The organism is Lentzea indica (assembly GCF_012184385.1).
GTDB lineage: Bacteria > Actinomycetota > Actinomycetes > Mycobacteriales > Pseudonocardiaceae > Lentzea > Lentzea indica.
Genome location: NZ_VSRL01000028.1, coordinates 24,624 through 46,306, shown reverse-complemented (window position 1 = coordinate 46,306; position 21,683 = coordinate 24,624). Strand labels below are relative to the sequence as shown.

22 protein-coding genes and 1 tRNA gene are annotated in these 21,683 nt (G+C 63.5%); 16 read left to right on the top strand and 7 right to left on the bottom strand.

Annotated features, from left to right (window positions below):
* Nucleotides 1-107: 107 nt before the first annotated feature.
* Nucleotides 108-181 (bottom strand) — tRNA-OTHER (locus FXN61_RS10740).
* A 108-nt stretch (nucleotides 182-289) separates the two neighbouring features.
* On the opposite strand from FXN61_RS10740, the gene FXN61_RS10735 reads away from it, so the two are divergent.
* The 4 genes from FXN61_RS10735 to FXN61_RS10715 all read left to right on the top strand — a co-directional run bounded on the left by FXN61_RS10735 (nucleotide 290) and on the right by FXN61_RS10715 (nucleotide 4,790).
* Complete coding sequence (locus FXN61_RS10735) at nucleotides 290-1,402, top strand: DnaJ domain-containing protein (RefSeq protein ID WP_167972764.1); 1,113 nt, start codon at nucleotides 290-292, stop codon at nucleotides 1,400-1,402.
* 251 nt (nucleotides 1,403-1,653) lie between these two features.
* The gene (locus FXN61_RS10725) at nucleotides 1,654-3,267 is read left to right on the top strand and encodes a recombinase family protein (protein WP_167972762.1); all 1,614 of its coding nucleotides are present in this window, start codon (nucleotides 1,654-1,656) and stop codon (nucleotides 3,265-3,267) included.
* 46 nt (nucleotides 3,268-3,313) lie between these two features.
* Entirely contained in the window at nucleotides 3,314-4,189 is an 876-nt protein-coding gene (locus tag FXN61_RS10720; RefSeq protein ID WP_167972760.1) for a Shedu anti-phage system protein SduA domain-containing protein, read from the top strand.
* A 52-nt stretch (nucleotides 4,190-4,241) separates the two neighbouring features.
* Nucleotides 4,242-4,790, top strand: a complete 549-nt coding sequence (locus FXN61_RS10715) for an NUDIX hydrolase (RefSeq protein WP_167972801.1) — start codon at nucleotides 4,242-4,244, stop codon at nucleotides 4,788-4,790.
* Here the strand turns inward: FXN61_RS10715 and FXN61_RS10710 are convergent.
* Complete coding sequence (locus FXN61_RS10710) at nucleotides 4,764-5,966, bottom strand: NsdA family TPR-like regulatory protein (protein ID WP_312877641.1); 1,203 nt, start codon at nucleotides 5,964-5,966, stop codon at nucleotides 4,764-4,766. The genes FXN61_RS10715 and FXN61_RS10710 overlap by 27 nt on opposite strands.
* A 346-nt stretch (nucleotides 5,967-6,312) precedes the next feature.
* Here FXN61_RS10710 and FXN61_RS10705 point away from each other — a divergent pair, with 346 nt between their 5' ends.
* From FXN61_RS10705 to FXN61_RS10690, 4 genes are all read left to right on the top strand, one after another.
* On the top strand, nucleotides 6,313-6,621 hold the full coding sequence (locus FXN61_RS10705) for a hypothetical protein (RefSeq protein ID WP_167972758.1): 309 nt from the start codon (nucleotides 6,313-6,315) through the stop codon (nucleotides 6,619-6,621).
* A gap of 610 nt (nucleotides 6,622-7,231) precedes the next feature.
* Nucleotides 7,232-7,387: a hypothetical protein gene (locus tag FXN61_RS10700; RefSeq protein WP_167972756.1), complete on the top strand. Its 156-nt coding sequence runs from the start codon at nucleotides 7,232-7,234 to the stop codon at nucleotides 7,385-7,387.
* Nucleotides 7,387-8,772, top strand: coding sequence for a replication initiator (locus tag FXN61_RS10695; protein ID WP_167972754.1), 1,386 nt, complete (start codon nucleotides 7,387-7,389; stop codon nucleotides 8,770-8,772). Before FXN61_RS10700 ends, FXN61_RS10695 begins: the two co-directional genes overlap by 1 nt.
* Nucleotides 8,773-9,084: 312 nt before the next feature.
* Complete coding sequence (locus FXN61_RS10690; RefSeq protein ID WP_167972752.1) at nucleotides 9,085-9,672, top strand: HhH-GPD-type base excision DNA repair protein; 588 nt, start codon at nucleotides 9,085-9,087, stop codon at nucleotides 9,670-9,672.
* On the opposite strand, the gene FXN61_RS10685 is transcribed toward FXN61_RS10690, so the two are convergent.
* The 3 genes from FXN61_RS10685 to FXN61_RS10675 are packed head-to-tail and all read right to left on the bottom strand — an operon-like array spanning nucleotide 9,669 to nucleotide 13,571.
* Nucleotides 9,669-11,288, bottom strand: a complete 1,620-nt coding sequence (locus tag FXN61_RS10685) for a DUF262 domain-containing protein (RefSeq protein ID WP_246291251.1) — start codon at nucleotides 11,286-11,288, stop codon at nucleotides 9,669-9,671. The two genes, FXN61_RS10690 and FXN61_RS10685, sit on opposite strands and share 4 nt — an antisense overlap.
* A 50-nt stretch (nucleotides 11,289-11,338) precedes the next feature.
* Complete coding sequence (locus FXN61_RS10680) at nucleotides 11,339-12,292, bottom strand: hypothetical protein (RefSeq protein WP_167972748.1); 954 nt, start codon at nucleotides 12,290-12,292, stop codon at nucleotides 11,339-11,341.
* Complete coding sequence (locus FXN61_RS10675; RefSeq protein WP_167972746.1) at nucleotides 12,282-13,571, bottom strand: AAA family ATPase; 1,290 nt, start codon at nucleotides 13,569-13,571, stop codon at nucleotides 12,282-12,284. Before FXN61_RS10675 ends, FXN61_RS10680 begins: the two co-directional genes overlap by 11 nt.
* A gap of 49 nt (nucleotides 13,572-13,620) precedes the next feature.
* Between FXN61_RS10675 and FXN61_RS10670 the strand changes: the two genes are divergently transcribed.
* The 8 genes from FXN61_RS10670 to FXN61_RS10635 all read left to right on the top strand — a co-directional run bounded on the left by FXN61_RS10670 (nucleotide 13,621) and on the right by FXN61_RS10635 (nucleotide 19,864).
* Nucleotides 13,621-14,187 (top strand): HhH-GPD-type base excision DNA repair protein, encoded by a 567-nt coding sequence (locus FXN61_RS10670; protein ID WP_312877640.1) that lies wholly within the window; start codon nucleotides 13,621-13,623, stop codon nucleotides 14,185-14,187.
* 88 nt (nucleotides 14,188-14,275) lie between these two features.
* Nucleotides 14,276-15,202, top strand: a complete 927-nt coding sequence (locus FXN61_RS10665; protein ID WP_188134915.1) for a YjiK family protein — start codon at nucleotides 14,276-14,278, stop codon at nucleotides 15,200-15,202.
* 36 nt (nucleotides 15,203-15,238) lie between these two features.
* On the top strand, nucleotides 15,239-16,612 hold the full coding sequence (locus FXN61_RS10660) for a serine/threonine-protein kinase (RefSeq protein WP_167972744.1): 1,374 nt from the start codon (nucleotides 15,239-15,241) through the stop codon (nucleotides 16,610-16,612).
* 112 nt (nucleotides 16,613-16,724) lie between these two features.
* Nucleotides 16,725-17,435, top strand: a complete 711-nt coding sequence (locus FXN61_RS10655) for an ABC transporter permease (protein ID WP_246291238.1) — start codon at nucleotides 16,725-16,727, stop codon at nucleotides 17,433-17,435.
* Nucleotides 17,428-18,225, top strand: a complete 798-nt coding sequence (locus tag FXN61_RS10650; RefSeq protein WP_167972740.1) for an ABC transporter permease — start codon at nucleotides 17,428-17,430, stop codon at nucleotides 18,223-18,225. Before FXN61_RS10655 ends, FXN61_RS10650 begins: the two co-directional genes overlap by 8 nt.
* Complete coding sequence (locus FXN61_RS10645) at nucleotides 18,222-19,193, top strand: ABC transporter ATP-binding protein (protein ID WP_167972738.1); 972 nt, start codon at nucleotides 18,222-18,224, stop codon at nucleotides 19,191-19,193. The genes FXN61_RS10650 and FXN61_RS10645 overlap by 4 nt, the downstream gene beginning before the upstream one ends.
* A 45-nt stretch (nucleotides 19,194-19,238) precedes the next feature.
* Nucleotides 19,239-19,586 carry a DUF8711 family protein gene (locus tag FXN61_RS10640; RefSeq protein WP_167972736.1) on the top strand — a complete coding sequence of 116 codons (348 nt, stop codon included), beginning with the start codon at nucleotides 19,239-19,241 and terminating at the stop codon, nucleotides 19,584-19,586.
* Nucleotides 19,587-19,672: 86 nt separating this feature from the next.
* Nucleotides 19,673-19,864: a DUF1918 domain-containing protein gene (locus FXN61_RS10635; protein ID WP_167972734.1), complete on the top strand. Its 192-nt coding sequence runs from the start codon at nucleotides 19,673-19,675 to the stop codon at nucleotides 19,862-19,864.
* Here FXN61_RS10635 and FXN61_RS10630 read toward each other — a convergent pair.
* Nucleotides 19,861-20,673, bottom strand: a complete 813-nt coding sequence (locus tag FXN61_RS10630; protein ID WP_167972732.1) for an inositol monophosphatase family protein — start codon at nucleotides 20,671-20,673, stop codon at nucleotides 19,861-19,863. The genes FXN61_RS10635 and FXN61_RS10630 overlap by 4 nt on opposite strands.
* Before the next feature lie 20 nt (nucleotides 20,674-20,693).
* Nucleotides 20,694-21,674 (bottom strand): malate dehydrogenase, encoded by a 981-nt coding sequence (locus FXN61_RS10625; protein WP_167972730.1) that lies wholly within the window; start codon nucleotides 21,672-21,674, stop codon nucleotides 20,694-20,696.
* Nucleotides 21,675-21,683: the final 9 nt, after the last annotated feature.

The window sequence follows — 21,683 nt, the reverse complement described above, 5'->3', positions numbered from 1 at the left end:
AGGTGTGGGGCCTTGGCGCCCACAAGAATCGGCGACCGCCGAGGTTCGCGGTGCGATGGCGAACAACGTGGTTCGCGCTCTCCGCGAACACAAATCCCCTGAGATCGCGGGACCGGCCGGATTCGAACCGGCGTTCTCCCTCCGTGCCGGAGGGCGCGTCGACCACTGCGCTACAGGCCCCATCGCCACCGCGTGCAACACACACTAGTCGGCGAATCGCGGGCCGTATGCCCGGCGAAAGTGTTGGACCCAATAAGGTTCATGCACCAACCTCGGACTGGACGGTGTCGTGCCAGGGATCGACTACTACGAGTTGCTCGGTGTCAGCCGGGGCGCCAGCGCCTCGGAGATCAAGTCGGCCTACCGCTCTCTCGCCAAGGTCATGCACCCCGACGCGGGTGGGACGTCTGGCGGCTTCCGCCTGCTCCAGGAGGCCTACGAGACGCTGAAGGACCCGGTCAGGCGCGCCGACTACGACCGCCCCGCCGCGCCGCCACCTCCGGTCGTGCGACCGCAGGCACGGCCGCGACCTCGTCGAACAGGGCACACAGGCCGGTTGCGCGACTTCGGCGACGACCCGAGCTACATGGCGCCGCGCCCCGTGCATCTCGGTTCGATGGACTGGTGGCACCGCATCGACCTCGGCCAGCGAGTCCGCTACGTGCCCGCGACGCGCCTCGGCCACGCACCGGCGGCCGCCGCGATCGGCGGGTGGTTCGTCCTGCTCATCCCGTTGACGATGCCGTTGTCACCGCTGCTGCTGGCCGTCTGGCTGCCGCTCGTGGCCGGTGCCGGTTACGGGGCGTTCCGACTGGTGCGCCGCTACATCGCCACGGCGAGGGCCGAACGGGCGTTCGCCGGTGAGTACGACGGGAACACCATCTTCGGCCGTCCGGGTGAAAACAGACGCGAACGGCTGACCGCCGGATTGCTGACGGAGTATCTGACGCAGCTACCGGGCGTGCGCATCTTCCACGGCCTCGCCTGGCCGGGCTCCGTTTTCACCGACATCGACCACGCACTGCTGTGCGGACGCCGTCTCGTCCTGATCGAGTCGAAGTCGTGGCTGCCCGGCCACTACTACTGCGACGAGGACGGCGAGCTCTGGCGCAACGGCCACCCGTTCCGCGGCGGCGGCTCGCAGTTGCTCGACGGCGTCGAGCGGTTCGCGGAAATGCTGCCGTGGCTGGAGATCCGCGGCGCCCTGATCGTCTACCCGAGCCGCGCCGGCGAGGTCACCTGCGACGACGACCTCGACTTCGAGGTGCCGCCGATGACCCCCGAGCAGTTCGTCCGCGAGATCGGCGACTGGCTGGCCGACGACCCGGCCACCGTCGACCGCGAGGCGCTGCGTGTGCTGGTGCGCCAGGTGGTCTCCGAGGTCCGCGTCGCCGGGGCCTAGCTCCCGCATGCTCCCGCTGTTCTGCAGTCCTTGCCCACCAGGAGCTTCGCCCGCACGCGCTGCTCGCGAACGACATTGCGAGATGGCACGTACGAGCGAGGAGCAGCCGGTCGTGTAACCATTGCCGCCATGACCCGCACGTTGTGCCTCGCGCAGAACCCCGACGCCGACGCCCTGCTGGCGAAGGACAGGTTCGCGCTGTTGCTCGGCATGTTGCTGGACCAGCACACTGTCTAGTGTATGACTAGCGTATGGACCCATCCGACCGCGTCCGACGCGCGCACTGGGGCGACTTCGAAGGCCTGAACCTCGCTGGTCTCGTCCGCCTGTCGTTCGAACTGAACCACGACGACCCGCAGGCGAACGCGCGCAGCTTCCCCTTGTCCGGCAAGGACATCAAGGGACGCGAGGAGCAGGAGAAGGACTGCCGCACGTACGTCGAGTCCCGCAAGGGCCAGTACGTCCACACGTACATCGAGCCAGACACCTCCGCCTGGAAGCGCAAGCGTGTGCAACTCCCGGACGGCTCGTACACCTACCGCGTCGTGCGTCCGATCTTCGAGGGTGCACTGAACGACCTGAAGCGCGGCACTACGCCGGATGGTGAGCGGCTGGACGGCCTGGTCGTCTACGACATCGACCGGCTGACCCGCGACAACCGGCACCTCGAAGACGCCATCGAGGTCGTGGAGCACTTCAAGCGTCCGATCATGGACATCACGGGCACCCTCGACCTGCTGACCGACAACGGCCGGACCGTGGCGCGCATCGTCGTTGCCACCAACAACAAGCAGTCCGCCGACACCGCGCGTCGTGTGCGCCGCAAGCACCGCGCGTTGGAGTTGGCCGGCATCCCGACCGGTGGCCGACGCCCGTTCGGCTGGAACGAGGACAAGCGGACGCTGAACCTGGCCGAAGCCGAACTGATCAGGGAGACCGCGCAGCGAATCTTGCGTGGCGCTCCCCTTGGCGCGATCGTCAATGACTGGAACGACCAAGGCGTCTCCACACCGCTAGGCAACAAGTGGACGAACCAGACGGTGAAGACGGTCTTCCGGAACCCTCGGGTCTGCGGATTCCGGTCGCGGAACGTGCGCGAGATCAACCAGCAGACCGGCAAGGAGTCGTTCCGCGTCGAGATCGTTCGTGACGACGCCGGAGAGCCCGTCATCGGGCAGTTCGAGCCGATCCTGACCGTCGACGAGTGGGACGCGGTCACAGCCGTGATCGGTAACCATGCGATCGCCGGACGCGGCAAGAACACCCGCACGTACCTGCTCACCGGCACGCTTCGCTGCGGCAAGGACGACTGCGGCGGCAAACTCCGCGCACTGAAGGCTCATGCGTCGCGAGTCAAAGATCCCAACCGCTTCTATTACACCTGTGAGGCCAGGAACAAGGGGGGTTGCGGCGGAGGCGTCAGCATTCCTGGCCAGGAGACCGACGCGTGGGTGACCGCTGCTGTCATCCGCAAGTACGAGTTGGAAGCGGAGCGACGTGAAGCCCAGAGCGCGCCGGAGCCGTGGGCACAGGAAGCGGAGCTCGCCGAGGTTCGTGAGGACCTGCGGGAGCTGAGCGCAGCCCGCAAGGAACGCCGGATCTCAGCCAACCGCTACTTCGCCATGCTGCCCGAGCTTGAGCAGCAGGAGCGTGAGCTACTCACGGATCGTGAGCGTTGGTTGGCGAAGGCCGCAAGGACCAGTAGTGCCATGGCCACGATCCGCTCCGACTGGGACAACTACCCACTGGCACAGAAGCGCGCTTACATCGAGGAAGCACTTGCAGCCGTGCTTGTCTTTCCAGCGAATGGCCGACGAGGTTTTCATCCAGACCGCATCGAGCTGGTGTGGCGACAAGCGCAGTAGCCGACCCCCGTGGAGGTTTTTAACAGTTACGGCGGTAGTATTGATCATGCCTGACGAGCCGTACGAAGTCGTTACCGACGGACCACCAGCGCTAAGCTGGGATGACTACAGCGAAGAAGTCATCCAAGAATGGGCGATTTTCCTAAAACGACCACCAGCCAACGAGCGGGAAGTACACAAATTTCTCGAAAAGCATCCCTGCCTTGTTCCCGGCCACGATGCGTTCGTAGGAGCTACTCCAGAGAACTACTTCCATCCACCAAACCCTCTCAGGCAGATGTTAGTATCGCAGCCACCTTTGCCGGGAATCACGAAGAAGGTCCCCGACTTCCTATGGCTGCCCAATGACAGCCAGACACAGTGGGCTGTCATGGTCGAGATAGAAGACCCGAAAAAGCGCTGGTTCACAGACAGGTGTCAGCCGACAGCACAACTTACCCAAGCACTGAGCCAAATCGCCAGCTGGAAGCAGCATCTGAGCTCTCCGACAAATCAGCTGCTTTTTCGAGAGATGTACGGCCCCATCGGCTACCACCTTGAGTTCAAGTACTGCCTCATCTACGGGCGTCGAGACGACCCTTCTCGGACTCACGATGCAATCGGCTCACTTAAGGCGCTGGCACCAGATATCGTAACGATGACCTACGATCGACTCCGTCCCGACGAAGGTGCGCGCAACCAAATTTGTGTTAGACACTTGAACGGAAACTTCAAAGCGATAACCGTGCCAGCAACATACAAGACCTCACCAAGCGACGCTTGGTACGTAAAGGATATTACCAACAAGTCGCAGGCGGTGCACGAAAGCCCTCATTTCACCCCAGACCGCGCAGACTTCCTCGCTTCCCGTTTCGCCTACTGGGAAGAGCAGTTCAGCGATGCGCGATACCAGGTCGGCCGAGATCCTCATTTTGGAGAATGACGACAGTTGGGCTCGGCATCTATGTCGACTACTGTAACGGGCTGTGACCACCATGGACCGTCCGTCAGAACCAACTCGCTGGAAGATTCATGAAGAGCGCCTCGTAGACGACACCCGCAAGCTCAACGTCAGCATCGCCCATGTAGAGCTTCCAGACGGCGTGCACTTCGAGCAGTGGGTCTTGCGGATGCCCAAAGCGGTCATGACGCTGGTTCTGGACGATGCCCGCGAAAACGTGCTGATGCTCTACCGACACCGCTGGATCATGGACCGTTGGACCTGGGAACTCCCCGGCGGCTACCTCGACCCGAACGAGGACCCAGCTGCCTGCGCTGAGCGCGAAGCGATCGAGGAAACCGGCTGGAAGCCTCGTAGCGTCCGCCTGCTGACAACGTTCCAGCCCCTCACGGGCACCGCCGACTTTGAGAACCTGATCTACGTCGCCGAAGGCGCAGAGGACACCGGCCAGCAGGCCGACATCAACGAAGCCGAACGCGTTGCCTGGATTCCGCTGTCCTCGATCAAGGACATGATCGCCAAGGGCGAGATCATCGGAGCAGCCGCGCAAGTCGGCCTACTTCACGTCCTCGCGTTCGGCTAGTCCGATGCCAACAGCCGTCATCTCCGCGTAGAGCGCCTGCACCGCAAGCTCAGCGCGGAACGGCTGGAGACGCCGAGCCACGTCCTCCAGGTACGCCACAGTCCGGACGGAGTGCATGTTCCCCGCCATGCGCAGAGCACTGGTGCCCGCTGCGCAGGCTTCCTCAACGCGCCGCTGATCAGCCAGGATCGAAGCAAGCAAGGCCGTGTTGAACAGCCGCCCTCGGTCGTACCCCTCGGTCATCTCCAGCGACCGCCGAGCGAACCGCTCCGCTTCCTCAGGCCGCCCGAGATCCCGGAAGCAGTGCGCGAACTTCGCCGCCATGTACGCGGCATCGAAGTACCTCAGCCACTCCGGCACATCCGAGCCCGCCGACGAGAACGAAGTCTCCGCATCCCCAAGCGCCACAAGGCATCCCTTGGCATCATGACGCAGCGCGAGGCCGTGAGCCTCCATCACCGCGGACTCAGCTATGAGCGCGGAGATGCCAGTCCGGCCGGCGTTGTCTCGCGCAGCTCTCGCCAGGTCGACGGCGACGAGAGGCGATCGAACGAAAGCCGCGTGATGGCTCATGCCAGCCAGCATCTCGGCTGCAAGCGCGTCGTCACCGACGTCCTGGCAAAGCTGGAGCGCCTGCCGCAGATGCTTGCGCCCAGCGCTGGCGTCACCGACGTCGTACGCCATCCATCCAGCGAGCTGATTGAGTTCCGCGACCGCTCCGAACAGCTCCCGCCGCACACCGTCACGGAATCGACCACCGCGCAAGAGAGGTACGGCTTCGCCTACGAGGTAGTGGCTGACCGTCGCGCGCGCATGCCCACCGCCAAAGCGGTTGTCGAGCTGCCTGAATGTTCGCGTCATCGCCCGCAGCGTCTCGACATCGGCCGTCCCGACGATCCGCTCAACGGCCTCCGGTGACGGCGCATTGAACCAGCCAAAGCCGGACTCGTACGGCATCACCGAGGCAGGCGGCACGTCGTCCTCGGCGAACCGGAACCACAACAGCGCCTCTGGGATGCGGAGAGCATGCGCCCACTGCTCAAGCTTGCTCAGGTCCTGAAGCGGCTCGACGGTGCGTTCCAAGCGGCTGATCTGTCCCTGCGTCAGCCCGAACCAGCGTCCGATCTTCGCTTGGGTCAGAGCCGGATCATGCTCTTTCCGGTAAGCCTCGATCACGTGGCCGAAGTGCCTCGACCGCAATGCAGCGCTAAGGCGCGGACGGTCCCAGAACTCGGCAACCTTGGCAGGCGCACGGGACGCCTGAACATCGCGACGGACGCAGGGCGCACACAGAAATGCGCGGTTGTCACTCGCCAACCGCGTTCCGCATCCCCGGCATTGCCGAGGCGTATCCCGTCCGCCCATCACCGTCCCTGACCTGCGATCAAGCCCGAGTGTAATCACACGAGCACCCGCTGACGTGCGGATATGAGCGGATTGGATATCTCAGTCACCTGCGTGGTGGGTTCATAGCCTCAGCGCGCCGATCGTCGTGTCAGGACGACTCGACGGGAGGCACGAGATGGGGTTCTACGTACTCGCTCGACCAGAGGAAGGAGCATTTTCAGCGCTGGTCGAGCACATGCCAGGCGCACCGTCACTGATGGCCGCAATCGGTGACTCGCAGATTGCAGTGCAGACGCCAGACGGCCCGGAAGGCCTGAAGCTCGCCGCTCAGTTCGCGTGGGGTCTCGCGAAGGCAGCCACCGAGTTCGCGGCCAGGTGCGAGGAGTTGCACCAGGCGGCCAGCAACGCGGAGCCAGAGACCTTCGCACCGGTGAGTGAAGGCGAGATGGCCCGCTGGAGCGCACTCGTCGGGCGTGCCGAGTGAACCGGTGGACGCTGGAGCTGGTGGCGCTCTTCTGCTGCTTGGTGGTCTTGCTGCTGGTGCGGGTGGCGTGTTCGCGAGCGAACAGGTCCTCGCAGCGCCAAGTGCCTTCGCCGAAGCAGTCCAAGTCGTCGCCGTGTGCGTCGTGTGGGCTTGCGTCGCTCTGTACGCGATTGCCTGCGGTCTCAAAGCGGCGTGGCGACGCCGAACAGCCCGCCAACAAGCTCGCCGAGTCGCTGCCGAGCTCGCCAACTCAGTCGCGGCGATCCAACGCCGCCTTGCCGCAGAGCACGACGACTGACCGAACACCGGCCGCAGCCTGATGGCCGTCTGATCAACCGAAACGGAGCCGCGACGCAGTTCGCGAGCACGTGCGACAACTCAACACAAGCGCCAGAAACCTATACACACAAACAAAACTTGAGGCTACGGCCTGCGGAGTGGCACATCATCCCCTGACGAGAGCAGCACGAGGGTCAAGCCCTCTGGGGTGCCACAGAAGGCCGCAACCACCACACAAACACTCCCTTTCACAAACACAAGTAGGGGTAGATCCCCGCGCTGCCTGTGTTGACGCGTCGTGGCTCCACGACCGTGAAGGGGAGTGTTTCTTGTGGGGCCATCGCCCGACGAGATGTGGGAGTGGGCCGAGCAGCAAGCAGCAGCCGTGCCCGCCTGGAGCGAAGAACGCTGGCAGCGCGTCAACGCGATCTTCGGCGTTCGACTCGCCGACGAACGGGCCGCCCAGCACCAGCAGGAGGCCGCGTGATGAGCGGCCACGAGATCAACCTGCCGCCCGAGTTCGTGTCGTTGGCGAAGGGTGCGGCGAACAAGCAGGACTTCCACCGCTGGAAAGAGATGGTCGCCAGCACGCGCGGCTGCTCCGCACCGATCCGTCTGGTTGGCTCATCCGCCACGGTCGACGCCGCGACCGGCGAAGTGCTCAGTACCTACTCGACGTGGGACGAGCCGAACGAGTACCTGCTGACCGCCTGCGGCAACCGACGCGCGAGCCGGTGCGAGGCGTGCTCGCAGGTCTACGCCGACGACACGTTCCATCTGATCAGGTCGGGGCTTGCCGGAGATCGCGACGTTCCGGCCTCCGTCGCGTCGCACCCTCGGGTGTTCGCCACGTTCACCGCGCCGTCGTTCGGGCCAGTGCATGCACGGGTCGTGGACGCGGCCGGTGCTGTTCGTCCGTGTCACCCGCGCCGTGAAGGCCCCTCGTGCCGTGCCAAGCACGAAGAAGGCGACTCAGCAATCGGGCAGGCGGTTGATCCGGACAGCTACGACTACGCAGAAGCGGTGCTGTGGAACAACCGTGCTGGCGAGCTGTGGCACACGTTCGCCGTGTACCTACGCCGGCATCTGGCCGAGGCCCTCGGAGTCACGCGCTCGAAGCTTTCGAAGGTCCTGCGGGTCGAGTACGCGAAGGTCGCCGAGTACCAAGTGCGCGGCCTGGTCCACTTCCACGCCGTGATTCGGCTCGACGGGCCGTCCGGTCCGGGCGAACCGCCGCCGTTCGGTGTGGACGCGGGGATGTTGTGCGATGCGATCAACAGCGCTGCCCGCGTGGCGCGAGTTGGCGTGCCTGGGTTCTCGCAGACGATCCGTTGGGGCAAGCAACTCGACATCAGGCCGATCGAGCACGACGGGGACGGCTGGACGGATGCCAAGGTGGCGCGGTACATCGCGAAATATGCCACGAAGGGAGCCGAAGCCGCGGGAACCGTTGATCGGCAGATCAGGAGCGTTGGTCACCTGCATCGCGTTCGCGGTCTGTCAGACCACGCGCGCCGGATGATCGAGACGTGTTGGGAGTTGGGCGGCCACGAGGACCACGCGTACCTGAAGCTGCGGGAGTGGGCGCACATGCTCGGGTACGGCGGGCACTTCTCGACCAAGAGTCGTCGGTATTCCACGACGCTCGGGACCATGCGCAGCGATCGAGCGAGGTTCCGAGCTGATCTCGCTCGCGAGCTTGCCGGGCTTGATCCGCTTCCGGCTCATCAGCAGACCGTCTGTGTTGGTGACTGGGCCGTTGCCGGTGTCGGCTACACCAACGCAGGCGAAGAGTCGTGGGCCGAGCTGATCCGTGAGCAGCATCGGTTAAAGCCTGTCGCGCGGCCGGCCGACACGGACTCGGCTGCATGACGGTGGTTCAAAGTTTCTTCTCCCTGTTCAAGGCGCTGGCTTCGCCAGCGCAGGCGCCCTCCTCTTCTGTCCACATCCCCGCCCGCTGCGCGCGGCCTCCGGCCGTGCTCGGGACGGGGCGCGGACAGAGAGAGCGACTACTGGCGGCAGCGCATTGACGAGAAGACGACCGCCGATGTGCACCAGGCCGTGACGATCGCCGATGTGGCTGATTGATCGAGCTGGGCACGGCGATCGACGCCACGCCACCGCTTCGCGCCGTCGTGCCAACGGGCCAGGCAAGTCTGGGAACGTCGTGGCATGCTTCCCGCCATGAGTCCCAAGCTGTGCATTGCGCAAGATCCTGAAGCGGATGCGTTGCTGTCCAGCAGCCCTCTTGCCCTGCTCTTTGGCATGATGCTTGATCAACAAATTCCTATGGAGAAGGCCTTCAAAGGCCCAAGAGACATCGCAGATCGCATGGGCAGCCTCGACGTCCACCGCATCGCAGAAGCCACTCCAGACGAGTTCGCTCAAGTGATCGCCGAGAAACCTGCGATCCATAGATTTCCCGCTTCGATGGCGAAGCGCCTGCAAGCCCTCGCTCAACACCTGATCGAACACTACGATGGCGAGGTCGTATCTATCTGGACACAAGGTGATCCAGGTGGAGCAGAGGTACTTAAACGCCTCAAGAAGCTTCCTGGGTTCGGCGACCAAAAAGCCCGCATCTTCTTAGCACTTCTCGGCAAACAACTCGACGTTCAACCAGAAGGCTGGCGTCAAGCAGCAGGCAGCTACGGCGACGCCGGCACATATCGAAGCGTCGCAGACGTACGTGATTCTGCAACTCTTATGCAAGTGCGGAACTACAAGAAGTCCAGCAAGGCGCAATCAAAAGAGCTGCAGCACCCAAACTAATCTGCATCAATGTCGGCGTCGCCTTGCAGATTCTTAGGAAGTTGCACGCCAACGTTCCGCATGAAGTCCCTTTCGAGCTCCGCCAAGAACCTCGCCCTCTCGCCAATAAAGCTTGTTGCATCACCGCCTCTAAGGGCAACCAAGGCCTGAATCGGAATTCCATGACTTTCAACAACTTCGAACTCAACATCAACTGAGAGATCTTGAAGTGACCTCTTCACCGACATGCCGGCCTTGGTAGGCAGTACAACCCTATTTGCGGGGTTCGACACCATCGGACCTGAACCGAACACATGGCGATAAGCACTGGAGTCAGAGCGTGCGAGCAAACCGACAACATCGATAGGCCTACCCGAAGAGTCCAGCCTTCGATGAAATCGTTGCAGCTCCCAAATCAAATAGGCGCGGATACGAGCACTACGCATGTCGAATCGATCAGGAAAAGGACGCGCAACCTGACCCGAAAGATCAAGGTCAGCATGCCCCGCAGCAAAGCCCTTCATCTCTTCGAGGGCAATCTTAATCTGGGTCGTATTCGCGCCAGCAAAGAACCCTGACCAGGATGTGCTCCAGAACCATTTGATCAGCAGTTCGCGCTGCCATGACGATGCACTACCCGCAACGCCGAAGAATGCAGAAAGAAGCATCACCTGAGCATTGTAGGGAACTAGCCTAGCCAGAGGAACACCGATCTCATCTCGAAGAAAGTCAACCGCCTTTCTCAATGCAACTTCAGTCAGTTCGACAGCGCTGGCCAGTCGGTCCTTTACTCGATCGGCAAGGACGTCCCATCGGGCCTCTTGCACGTCCTCCTCGCCAGCAATGGCTAGCACACTGCGAAAGATCGTTATTGACGGGATCTGGCCATATCCGACGTCGCCAAGACTCTCTTGTATCGAGGAGATCCGGTCAGCAAGGCTCTCTGTGCCGTCAGCACGGTAAGTCAGAGCTGACACCATTTGATCTGGAGTCATGGACTGCCCACTGCTATTTAGCCGCGAGAAAACCTCAACCGCATGACTAATATCGCTACCAACAAGCCTTACTACAGCCATCTTGTATGACTTGATGCGGAGCGCAAGCTCTTCGCCCTCGTCAATTAGATCATTGATGTTTTCACGGTCGGAGCTCGATAGCTTTCTAGCGTACGCCAAGAAGTCCATCGTACGAAGAACCGAACGCAGAGGAAGATAGTTCTCAGGTGGCGGCTCCAGCGACTTCCAATGCCGGAACTTGTTGGCCCTATCATCCTGCTGACCCAGCACTCGATAGATTTCCCACATCCATTCTTCCTGGACACGAGGTTCCATAGGAGGAGGGCTACCGTGGGGGCGCCGAACCAAGCATCCATAAAGAGTACTTAGCCGCTGGTGTCCATCAAGTACATACGCGTAGGGGCCGCCTGCAGAACTGGGTATATTGACGCCAGCGATAGTGTCTAGACTAGGAAGTTCAAGCGGCGTTTCCCATATAAGAACACTACCAATAGGGTACCCGCGCTCAATACTGTCGAACAGGTCTGTCATCTGCCCCGGCCGCCAGACAAACGGCCTTTGGAATCTTGGTACCCGCAGGCGACCCGACGAGATCTCTCCGAGGAGCTCCTCCAGAAGCATGATTTCAGGCTTTACGGCGATCTCGCTACTACTCCAGTTCATCGCCACTCCTACACCACGCTTTCAATGACTGATAGAAGAGTCTCTATCTCTTGAGCAACTCCGGCACCGATCCTGTCGAATTCTTCAACCTTCAGCCCGGCGCGATACCTGTGCAAACATTCCAGAATGTTCACGCCAAAACCTTCACCTAGCGCGGCAACGACGACAGGTGAGATGCCAGCATATAGTGCTAGCTGCGTAGGCTTAATTGCCGGATCCGAGTTCTTAACAGCAAAGCCTTTTTTCATGTCGAAGTAGCCGCGTTGATCCGAGTTCAGCTTCTTTAGGTTCTTCAGCTTCGTCGACGTGATGCCAGGTTTGCCAGTGAGCGCCAGAATCCTGTTTGGTGCATAATTCTCGGCCTCGCGCAGTTCAAGTACATGCACAAGAATACCTGCCGCACGCATCTCGTTTGCCTTGGAGTGACTTAGCGTTTTCTCGCCAGGATTGAGGCGATCACTGTCTAGCAGTGCTACTACGCGCGGCTTAATCTTGAACTTGCCTACCTCGTCCATGGCGACAAGTTCAAGCCGCGACCCGCCGGAGTGACGCACAGCCAGCCAATCTCTTTCCAGCGCTTTCGAGATTCGCGAAGCCCGAAAGACATCCACGAGCGCATCCACAAAGTGGCGATCGTTGACCAAGTCCTCAACTACCAACACTGCAGGACAACAAAGGTCATCGGTAGCGTCTTCAAGATCGATCAGGGGCACTTCGTACGGCGCACGTCCTTGGCTGGGTGATGACCACATCACGTCAACTACTGCCTTGCGGCCGAGTGCGGCGACCGAAGCGGAGTGCTTAGGAGCGTGCACTTGGAAGTAGTGCTCCGCCGCCTCAATTACTGCAGGATCGGTTATCCAACTGTGCCGCTCTTCCGTGAAGCATCTGAAAAGTCGAAGTATGTGAATAAGCGAGTCTGGAGATTCCCCGAAGACGTCCGCCGCCAGCCTAATCTCCACTGGCATCCGCCTTCTCAAACTGCGCTTTCAGGATTCCCCGAGTTTCTTCGTAGTCCTCAGAGAAAACACCTTCTGGCCAGTAGTCCAGATTTCCGTCAGAATCGATGTTTATTCGCCGCGCGGATGCAGATCCGCCAACGTTGTCCACAAAGTACACGGCGACGGAATCTGGAGACACCTGTTGCTCTGCAATTCGACGCCGAAGGCGAAGCAGGAAGGTTTCACTGTGTGTTTCAATCAGGAACCGAACATTCGTATCACGGGCTGCCTGTAGATATAGATCCGCAAGAGGGGCGTGTGCTGCGGGATGCAGGTGCAGCTCAGGCTGCTCGATGATTTCAAGAACCGGCCGCAGTGGAGGCCTAAGGACATCAAGGGCACGTTGCACGAAAATGGGCAAAGCCTGCGCAATGCCAGTTCCTGTATCAGCAAGATTGATCTCAAGAGTTTCATCGTCTTGCGATCGAAGCACGACAGCATGCATTCCGCTCCGCTCGACGACATCAATACTCCACCCAAGGAGATTGCCACCCAATGCGTCGTTCAATTGCCGCAGAATTTGACCCTGCTGCCTGGTGGAGTCGCTCGCGAGAATACTAGCGGTGTTTTCACCACTCGCGCCCACATCAGTCGGCATGCGCACGGGCAGGCGATACAAGCGCGATGGGCGATCACGAAAGGGACCAAGATAGCGGATCGTATCGAATCCGGCTCGCACTCGACTGGAACACTCAAGAAGCTTTTCTATGTGCTGATCAGGGATTTCGCCAATGAACTCGACACTGACAGGAAGTAGCCCATGGAACTCGGCCTTGATCCCGCTATACACGTCAGATCCGACCCTAAAAGTGTAGCTATGGGGCTCTTCAGGCGGATCTTCAGGTTCCCACTCGAGTTGGAGATCGACCCCTCTGGTGCTCAGGCGTAGATTGCTGACGATCTGCATCCGATATTCATCAATATTCTGAATTCGAGCATCGACCTGTACCGATTCTCCATCGTCGCCCTGAACCGTCAACTGAACGTGAAGGCTGCCATGCGGCCGCCCCCCATACAGAAGGTTCCCGAACGAATCGACTATCTGCTCGGTAAGGACATCGAGATCAAGAGGGCTGCTTGAGTCAGTGTCAATGCCTGTTGAAAGGACCAGCGGGGCCCTGACAAGCGCACTTTTCCCAGAGTTGTTCCGTCCGAGCACCACGGTAACGGGACGAAGCTGCACCTCTTGCCGCTCAACAAAACAGCGGTAGTTGCTCAGTCCCATAGTTACCGTTGGCATGCGCACACTCTAACTGCAGGTGAGGCTGACAGCGTCAGGAGCGAGCCGCGTGGACCTGCCCGTCGACGCACTCGCGGCTGATCTCCAGTCGTCAGCGACCCTGGCCGAGCTGGCAGACATACATTTACTGATGTCTTGTGACCAGCAGATCCCGATGGAGAAGGCGTTCTCCGGCCCCAAGGTGCTCGCCGACCGCATGGACGGCCTGGACGTGCACCGCATCGCCGAGGCCGACCCGGAGGCCTTCGCCACGATCATGGCCACCCCGCCCGCCGTGCACCGCTTCCCCGGCTCCATGGCCAAGCGGGTGCAGGCGCTGTCGCAGTTCGTCGTCGAGCAGTACGACGGGGACGTCACGAAGATCTGGGCCGAGGGCGACGGGGCCGCGGTGTTCAAGCGGCTCAAGGCGCTGCCGGGGTTCGGCGAGCAGAAGGCGAAGATCTTCCTGGCCCTTTTGGGCAAACAGTTCGACGTGCGGCCTCAGGGTTGGCGTGAGGCTGCCGGGCACTACGCCGAGGAAGGAAGCCGACGTAGCGTCGCTGACGTGACGGATCAGAAGTCGCTGCTTGAGGTACGTGACTTCAAGAAGGCCGCCAAGGCCGCCGCGAAGAAGTAGCACCGACGGCTCATCGTCTGGTCCACTGGACGCACGCCGCCACCCCGAACGAGGTGATCTCGCCTCGTGAGAGAAGGGGCGGTTCGCGTTGCGCATCAAGGCGATCGGCGTTTTCACGGTCCTCGTGCTGGGTCTGACGGTCAGCACCGCGGACGCTGCCACGACGTGGCCGGGTGACTCCGCCACGAAGACGGCCGACGGCACGAACGTGTTCGGCAAGAACCTCAGCGGGTTGTCGTTCGAGAGTGCGAACGTCGTGTGGGCGGTGAAGAACGGGCCCTCCACGCTGTACCGGCTCGTCCCGAGCGGCGGCACCTGGAAGGTGGAGCAGAAGAGGTCGCTGCGGTTCAAGAACGGGCAGGGCGACCCGGACGCCGAAGGCGTTGTGAGCACGCCGGACGGGCTCTTCGTCGTCACTGAGCGGGACAACGACAACGGCGACGTCAGTGCGCCGATGGTGCTGAAGTTCGGCAGCGGCAGCAACGCGATGACGGAGTGGAAGCTGCCGGGGATGCCGTCGGTCGACCCCAACGACGGGCCCGAGGCCATCTCGTGGGTGCCGGACGCCTTCCTCACGAAGCAGAACTTCAAGGACGACACCGGGAAGCTGTACAACCCCGCCGACTACCCCGCGCACGGGAGCGGGTTGTTCGCGGTCGGGCTCGAGGCGACCGGCGGGATCTTCCTGTACGCGTTGCAGGACAGCGGGGCGAAGCTGGTCGCGAAGTTCGCAGGCGGGCTGCCGCAGGTGATGGGTCTGGAGTTCGAGAACAACAGGCTCTGGGCCACCTGCGACAACAACTGCAGCGGCCGGTCGACCACTCTCGCGATCAGCGACGGCAGGTTCAGGGTCACGGCGACGTACGACCGGCCGTCCAAGCTGCCGAACGTGAACCTGGAGGGCTTTGCGATCTCGCCCGCCTGTGTCAGCGGCAAGAAGGTCGTGTTGTGGTCGGACGACGACAACACCAGCAGCCACGCGTTGCGCAGCGGTTCGCTGAACTGCACTGCCTGAGCGGGATTGTCGGGGTGCGCCACTAAGCTGCCGCGCGTGACCGCACCCCACATCCCCGGCCTGACCGACCTGAGACCGTTGGGCGCAGGCGGGTTCGCCACCGTCTACCGCGCCCATCAGGCACAGCTCGGGCGTGACGTCGCGGTCAAGATCGACAACCGGGTGCTCGCCGACGAGCGCGATCGGCGGCGGTTCCTCCGCGAGGCTCATGCCGCTGCCAAGTTGTCTGGGCATCCGCACGTCGTCGGGGTGCACGACGCGAACATCACCGCACACGGCACGCCGTACATGGTCATGGAGCTGTGCACTGGCGGGTCGCTCGCCGATCAGCTGGACCAGCGCGGGCCGTTGCCCCACGAGCAGGTCCGCGACCTCGGCGTCAAGCTCGCGGACGCACTCGCCGCGGCACATCAGGAAGGCGTGCTGCACCGGGACATCAAGCCCGGCAACATCCTGGTCGACCGCTACGGCACGCCGAAGCTGGCCGACTTCGGGCTCGCGGCGCTGCTGGACGCGCAGGGCGGCAGCACGGTCACGCGTGACGCCCTGAGCCCCAGCTACGCGCCGCCGGAAGCGTTCGCGATGGCGGAACCCACACCGCAGGCCGACGTTTACTCGCTCGCCGCGACGCTCTACACGCTGCTCGCCGGCAAGCCGCCGCGTCCGGTGCCGTGGCCGATCACGTCGTTCGACCAGCTGGGCGAGATCCTGCGCAGGCCGGTCGTCGCGGTCGACGGGGTCCCGCCTGCTCTCCACGACGCGCTGGCGAGGGCCCTGCATCCGGACGCCAACCTGCGCACGCCGAGTGCGGCGCAGTTGCGTGACGAGCTGCGCGATCCGATGCGGCAACCCACCGTGCCGGTCACTCCCCCGCCCAAGCGCAAGACGTGGCCGTTGGTCGCCGCCGCGGCAGGGCTCGTCATCGCGCTCGGCGCGGGTGTGCTCGCCTGGAACCTGTTCAGCAACGAACGAGCAGGTGCCCAAGGCCCTGCGCCGGCGACGACTCAGCCGGGCGGGGCTGAGGACGTCCCACCGTTCCTCAAGAAGTGCGACGCCGGGTTCTGCGTCGACAAGTCGACCTGCTTCCGCGGGATCACCAACATCGGCGGCATGCCGGCCGTGGCGCGGAAAGTCGGCAGCTGTGCGGACGAGCACTACTGGGAGGCGTTCGGCGGAGGCTGGCTCTCCGGCGAGATCCCGGCGGTCGACTCCGACGAGCTGCTGGCCTCGGCCGAGGTGAAGGACGTCTGCACGCCTGCGGCGATGAAGGCCAACACGCGGTCGACCGTCGACACCACCGGCTGGGAGATCACCGCGGTCGGGTTCAAGGACGGCACCCGCAACTACTTCCTCTGCCTCGGCTCGCATCCCGAGGAGGGCGAGGTCGTCACCAGCGCCTTCGGCAGCTGAACAAATCCACTTGCGACGATCACTAACGTAGAACGACGTGCGTGTTCACGCCGATTTGATCATTGCTGGATTCCGAAGGTACTCGACCTACCGACAAGCGATGCTGGCCGGAATGACCACGAACGTGGTCTTCGGTCTGCTGCGGGTCGCCATCCTCGTCGCCGCCCTCAAGGCGGCGAACGGTGAGATCGCGGACTACGACATCGCTGCCGCCAACACGTACGTCTGGATCGGGCAGGGGCTGCTCGGGTTCGTCCTGTTGTGGGGAACCAACGAGCTCGCCGAGCGCGTGCGATCCGGTGACGTAGTAGTAGATCTTTATCGGCCATGGCACCTGCAGGGTGCGCTGCTCGCGGAGGACGTCGGCCGCGGCGGTTACGCGTTCCTGACCAGGCTCGCGCCGCCGATGCTCCTCGGCATGCTGGTGTTCCCGTTCCAGTTCCCCGCCAGCCCTTACCAGTGGCCGTTGTTCCTGGTCAGCGCGGTCATCGCGCTCGTCACCTGCTTCGGCTGCCGGTTCCTCGTCGAGGTCAGCGCGTTCTGGCTGCTCGACAACCGCGGGCTGTACGGGTTCTGGAACATCTCGTCCGGTCTGCTGTGCGGGCTGACCGTGCCGATCGCGTTCTTTCCCGAGTGGGCGCGGGAGGCGCTGTGGATGACGCCGTTCCCGGCGTTGGTCCAGGCGCCGATCGACGTCTTCCTCGGCCACGGGAGCGTCGTGAAACTCCTGCTGTACCAACTGTTCTGGGCCGCGGTCGTCCTCGCGCTCGGCCACCTCGCGCTGCAGCGAGCGGTGCGAAAGGTGGTGTTGCAGGGTGGCTGATGTCATCTACCCGAGGCTCATCGGCGCGCGGCTGAGAAGCCAGATGTCCTACCGCGCCTCGTTCGCGATGGACTTCGTCACGCAGGTGATCGCGCAGTGGTACGAGCTGATCGTCATTCTGATCCTCTTCACCCAGATCAACGCGCTCGGCGGGTTCACCAGGAACGAAGTACTGCTGATGTACGCGTTCGCGGGCGCGGCGTTCGGGGTCGCGGACCTCTTCGCCGGTCAGCTCGACAACCTGCCGACCTACATCCGCACCGGCAGCTTCGACGTGTTGCTGATGCGCCCGCTCGGCACGTTGCCGCAGATCATGTGTTCCGACATCCGGCTCAGGAGGATCGGCCGCATCACCGGCGCGCTCGCCGTCATGATCTACGCGCTGACGCACGTCCCGATCGAGTGGACGCCGGCGAAGGTCGTGCTGGCCATCGCGACACCGATCGCGGGCTCGGTCATCTACAGCTCGGTCTGGGTGGTCGCCTGCTCGGTGTGCTTCTGGATCGTGGAGGGGCGCGAGTTCGCCAACGCCGTCACGTACGGCAGCAACGCCTTCACCTCGTACCCGATCAACGTCTACTCCCGGCCGCTGCGCTGGGTGATGGCGTTCATCGTGCCGGGGGCGTTCGTCGCGTACTACCCGAGCCTCGCGCTGCTCGGGAAACAGGATCCGCTCGGCCTGCCGGGCTGGGTCGGCTGGACATCACCGCTCGTCGCGGCACTCGCGGCGGTCGTCGCCGGGCTCGTGTGGCGGTTCGCGGTCAGGCACTACCGGGGAACGGGATCATGATCGAGGTCAGCGAGCTCCGCAGGGAGTTCAAGGTCGCCACGTCGAAAGGCTTGCGGCGCAAGTACAAGACCGTCACGGCGGTGGACGGCGTCACGTTCGGCGTGGAAGCGGGTGAGGCCGTCGGGTACGTCGGGCCGAACGGTGCGGGCAAGTCCACGACGATCAAGATGCTGACCGGGATCCTGGTGCCGACCAGCGGCCACATCCGGGTCAACGGCGTGGATCCGTCGAAGCAGAGACGCGATCTCGCGAAACGCATCGGCGTCGTGTTCGGCCAGCGCAGCCAGCTCTGGTGGGACCTGCCGCTGGTGGACAGCTTCGACCTGCTCAAATCCATCTACCGCGTGTCAGCGCAGGACTACCGGACGCGGCTCGACGAGTGCGTCGAGCTCCTTGGCCTGCAAGAGCTTCTGATCACTCCGGTGCGGCAGCTCTCGCTGGGCCAGCGGATGCGCGGCGAGATCACCGCGGCGCTCCTGCACGCGCCGGAGCTGCTGGTGCTCGACGAACCGACAATCGGCCTGGACCTGGAGTCCAAGGAACGGCTCAGGGAGTTCCTCTCGGACATCAACGCCCGCCGCGGCACGACGCTGCTGCTCACCACGCACGACCTGGACGACATCGAACGCCTCTGCCCGCGGCTGATGGTGATCGACCACGGCCGGGTGCTCGCCGACGGCCCGCTCGAGGAACTGCGCGCCGAGGTCACGCCGGAACGCGAGCTGGTCATCGACCTCAGGGAACCCGGACCAGCACCGGACGTCCCAGGAGTAACAGCGGTGCGCAGCGAGGCCAACGGGCTGCGGCACCACCTCACGTTCAGGCGAGCGGAGATGACGGCGGCACAGTTGATCACTCAGGTGGTGCGGCAGGTGGAGGTCCACGACCTCGCCGTCGTGGAGCCGGAAATCGACGACGTCATCCGGAAGCTCTACCAACGTCAGGTCGCGCAGGACATACGTAGGTAGAGTCGTGAGTGACACAAACGGACACATCGGGCAGAAGGAGAGCGAATGCGCCTAGTTGGACCGCTGGTTGCAGCCGTCATCGCGTTGGGCAGCCTAACGGCGTGCGACGCGATCCAGGGCGTCAGCAACACCGCGGACAAGGTGAAGCTGTGCGCCGACGCGATCCAGCTGCTGGGCTTCTCGCCGGACATGAGCGACCCGCAGAAGGCGCTGGAGGACACCCAGGCCAAGGCGAAGGAGCTCGAGGCCCTCGCGAACTCCGCGCCGGACGAGCAGGTGAAGAAGGCTCTCGAGGAAGCTGCCAACGGCATGCAGAACGTCAACTCCGCGGCGGACTGGGTGCAGAAGAAGGCCGATCTCGCCGCGAAGGTTTCCTCGGCTTGCGGCGGATGAGCCCTTGAGCCCTGTTGCGCACCTCCGGCGTCGGCTTAGGCTTAACTCGCCTACCTCACGCCGCACACCGGAGGTGTTGCAGCATCATGCAAGCAACAGTTGGTGACAGGCTCCACGTCCACAGCCGCTCCGTGGGCCTCGAGGAGCGCCTGGGCGAGATCCTCGAAGTGCGCGGGAACGACGGCCATCCGCCGTACCTGGTCCGGTTCAACGACGGCCACGAGGGCCTGGTCTTCCCCGGCCCCGACTGCATCGTCGAGCCACGCGGGGCCGTCTAACCCAGCACGGTCGCGATCAACTCCTCGGCGAGCTGAGGAGTCGCTGCTGCCACGCCTGACCACCGACGGGTCAGGTCGGGTTCGAACGTGAACGGGCGCCCGTGCAGGTCGACCAGCACTCCCCCCGCGGCGGGCACGGTGACCAGCGCCGTTGCGAGGTCCATGATCCGGTGCGTGCGGCTGCCAGGATCGATGAACGCATCGACGGTGCCCTCGGCGACCAGCATGGTCTCCAGGCAGGTCGTGCACAGCACCCGGATGCGGTCGGCGCGGTTCGCTATGCGCATCCACGCGTCCTGAGTGCCTGCCTTGGGGCGCATCATGCACACGGACGCGCCGTCGAGCGAAGTACGTCCGGTCGTGCGGAACGACGTCGGAACTCCTGTGCGCGCATGCCACGCACGGCCCGTGTCGAACCACGTCGTCAAAGCTTCAACAGCCGTGCCATCAACGACGACAGCGCCGGCGAAGCACGAGAGAGGAACGCCGAACGCGGCGTTCGCGGATCCGTCGACCGGGTCGACGACGAGGGTGACCGCCGAGCCGTTGTCCACGAACCCGGCTTCCTCGGACAAGAGGTTCACGCGATTGCGGTGGATGGATTCCAAGATCGCGTCTTCGACGATGCGATCGACGCGCATCGTCGGTGTTCCGTCAGCGCCGTCCGCTACTTCTTCGCGGAGTTCGAGGCGCGTGTGCAGCGATCGGGCCCGCCCGTACGCCGCCGACGCCGCGCGGGCGGCGTCGGCGAGCGCGGGATGCACGTCATCGGAGAGTTGTGGCTGGGGAACGTCCCATGGAATCAGCACGTTCCCCACACTGCCACGATTTAGATGAGGCCGAGGCCCTTCACGGCGTCGCGCTCCTCGACCAGCTCGGCCACGGAGGCGTCGATGCGGGCGCGGGAGAACTCGTCGATCTCCAGGCCCTGGATGATCTCGTAGCTGCCGCCGGAGGTGCGGACCGGGAACGACGAGATGATGCCCTCGGGCACGCCGTACGAGCCGTCCGACGGGATCGCCATCGAGGTCCACTCGGTGCCGTTGACCCAGTCGTAGACGTGGTCGATGGCGGCGTTCGCGGCCGACGCGGCCGAAGAAGCACCACGGGCCTCGATGATCGCCGCACCGCGCTTGGCGACGGTCGGGATGAAGTCGTTCTCCAGCCATGCCTGGTCGTTCACGGCCTCGGCGGCGGTCTTGTCGCCCACCTTGGCGTGGAACAGGTCCGGGTACTGGGTGGCGGAGTGGTTGCCCCAGATCGTCATGTTCTGGATGTCGGTGACCGCGACGCCGAGCTTCTTGGCGAGCTGCGACAGGGCACGGTTGTGGTCCAGCCGGGTCATCGCGGTGAAGCGCTCGCGCGGGACGTCCGGCGCGTGCTGCTGAGCGATGAGGGCGTTGGTGTTGGCCGGGTTGCCGACCACGAGGACCTTCACGTCGTCCGCGGCACCGGCGTTGATCGCCTCGCCCTGCGGCTTGAAGATGCCGCCGTTGGCCTCGAGCAGGTCGCCGCGCTCCATGCCCTTGGTGCGGGGGCGGGCGCCGACGAGCAGAGCCACGTTGACGCCGTCGAACGCGGTCTTCGCGTCGTCGGTGATCGTGATGCCCTTGAGCAGCGGGAAGGCGCAGTCGTCCAGCTCCATCGCGGTGCCCTCGGCGGCCTTCAGCGCCGGGGTGATCTCCAGCAGGCGCAGGTTGACCGGGACGTCCGGACCGAGCAGGTGGCCGGAAGCGATGCGGAAGAGCAGTGCGTAGCCGATCTGGCCGGCCGCACCGGTGACAGTGACGTTCACGGGCGTGCGGGTCATGAGCCTTCC

What these genes read in the sequence shown, in the direction of transcription:
- FXN61_RS10725 (WP_167972762.1), top strand. Translation starts at nt 1,654, where the DNA reads ATGGACCCATCCGACCGCGTCCGACGCGCGCACTGGGGCGACTTCGAA.
- FXN61_RS10720 (WP_167972760.1), top strand. Translation starts at nt 3,314, where the DNA reads ATGCCTGACGAGCCGTACGAAGTCGTTACCGACGGACCACCAGCGCTA.
- FXN61_RS10715 (WP_167972801.1), top strand. Translation starts at nt 4,242, where the DNA reads ATGGACCGTCCGTCAGAACCAACTCGCTGGAAGATTCATGAAGAGCGC.
- FXN61_RS10705 (WP_167972758.1), top strand. Translation starts at nt 6,313, where the DNA reads ATGGGGTTCTACGTACTCGCTCGACCAGAGGAAGGAGCATTTTCAGCG.
- FXN61_RS10695 (WP_167972754.1), top strand. Translation starts at nt 7,387, where the DNA reads ATGAGCGGCCACGAGATCAACCTGCCGCCCGAGTTCGTGTCGTTGGCG.
- FXN61_RS10690 (WP_167972752.1), top strand. Translation starts at nt 9,085, where the DNA reads ATGAGTCCCAAGCTGTGCATTGCGCAAGATCCTGAAGCGGATGCGTTG.
- FXN61_RS10685 (WP_246291251.1), bottom strand. Translation starts at nt 11,288, where the DNA reads ATGCTTCTGGAGGAGCTCCTCGGAGAGATCTCGTCGGGTCGCCTGCGG.
- FXN61_RS10675 (WP_167972746.1), bottom strand. Translation starts at nt 13,571, where the DNA reads ATGCCAACGGTAACTATGGGACTGAGCAACTACCGCTGTTTTGTTGAG.
- FXN61_RS10655 (WP_246291238.1), top strand. Translation starts at nt 16,725, where the DNA reads ATGACCACGAACGTGGTCTTCGGTCTGCTGCGGGTCGCCATCCTCGTC.
- FXN61_RS10645 (WP_167972738.1), top strand. Translation starts at nt 18,222, where the DNA reads ATGATCGAGGTCAGCGAGCTCCGCAGGGAGTTCAAGGTCGCCACGTCG.
- FXN61_RS10640 (WP_167972736.1), top strand. Translation starts at nt 19,239, where the DNA reads ATGCGCCTAGTTGGACCGCTGGTTGCAGCCGTCATCGCGTTGGGCAGC.
- FXN61_RS10635 (WP_167972734.1), top strand. Translation starts at nt 19,673, where the DNA reads ATGCAAGCAACAGTTGGTGACAGGCTCCACGTCCACAGCCGCTCCGTG.
- FXN61_RS10625 (WP_167972730.1), bottom strand. Translation starts at nt 21,674, where the DNA reads ATGACCCGCACGCCCGTGAACGTCACTGTCACCGGTGCGGCCGGCCAG.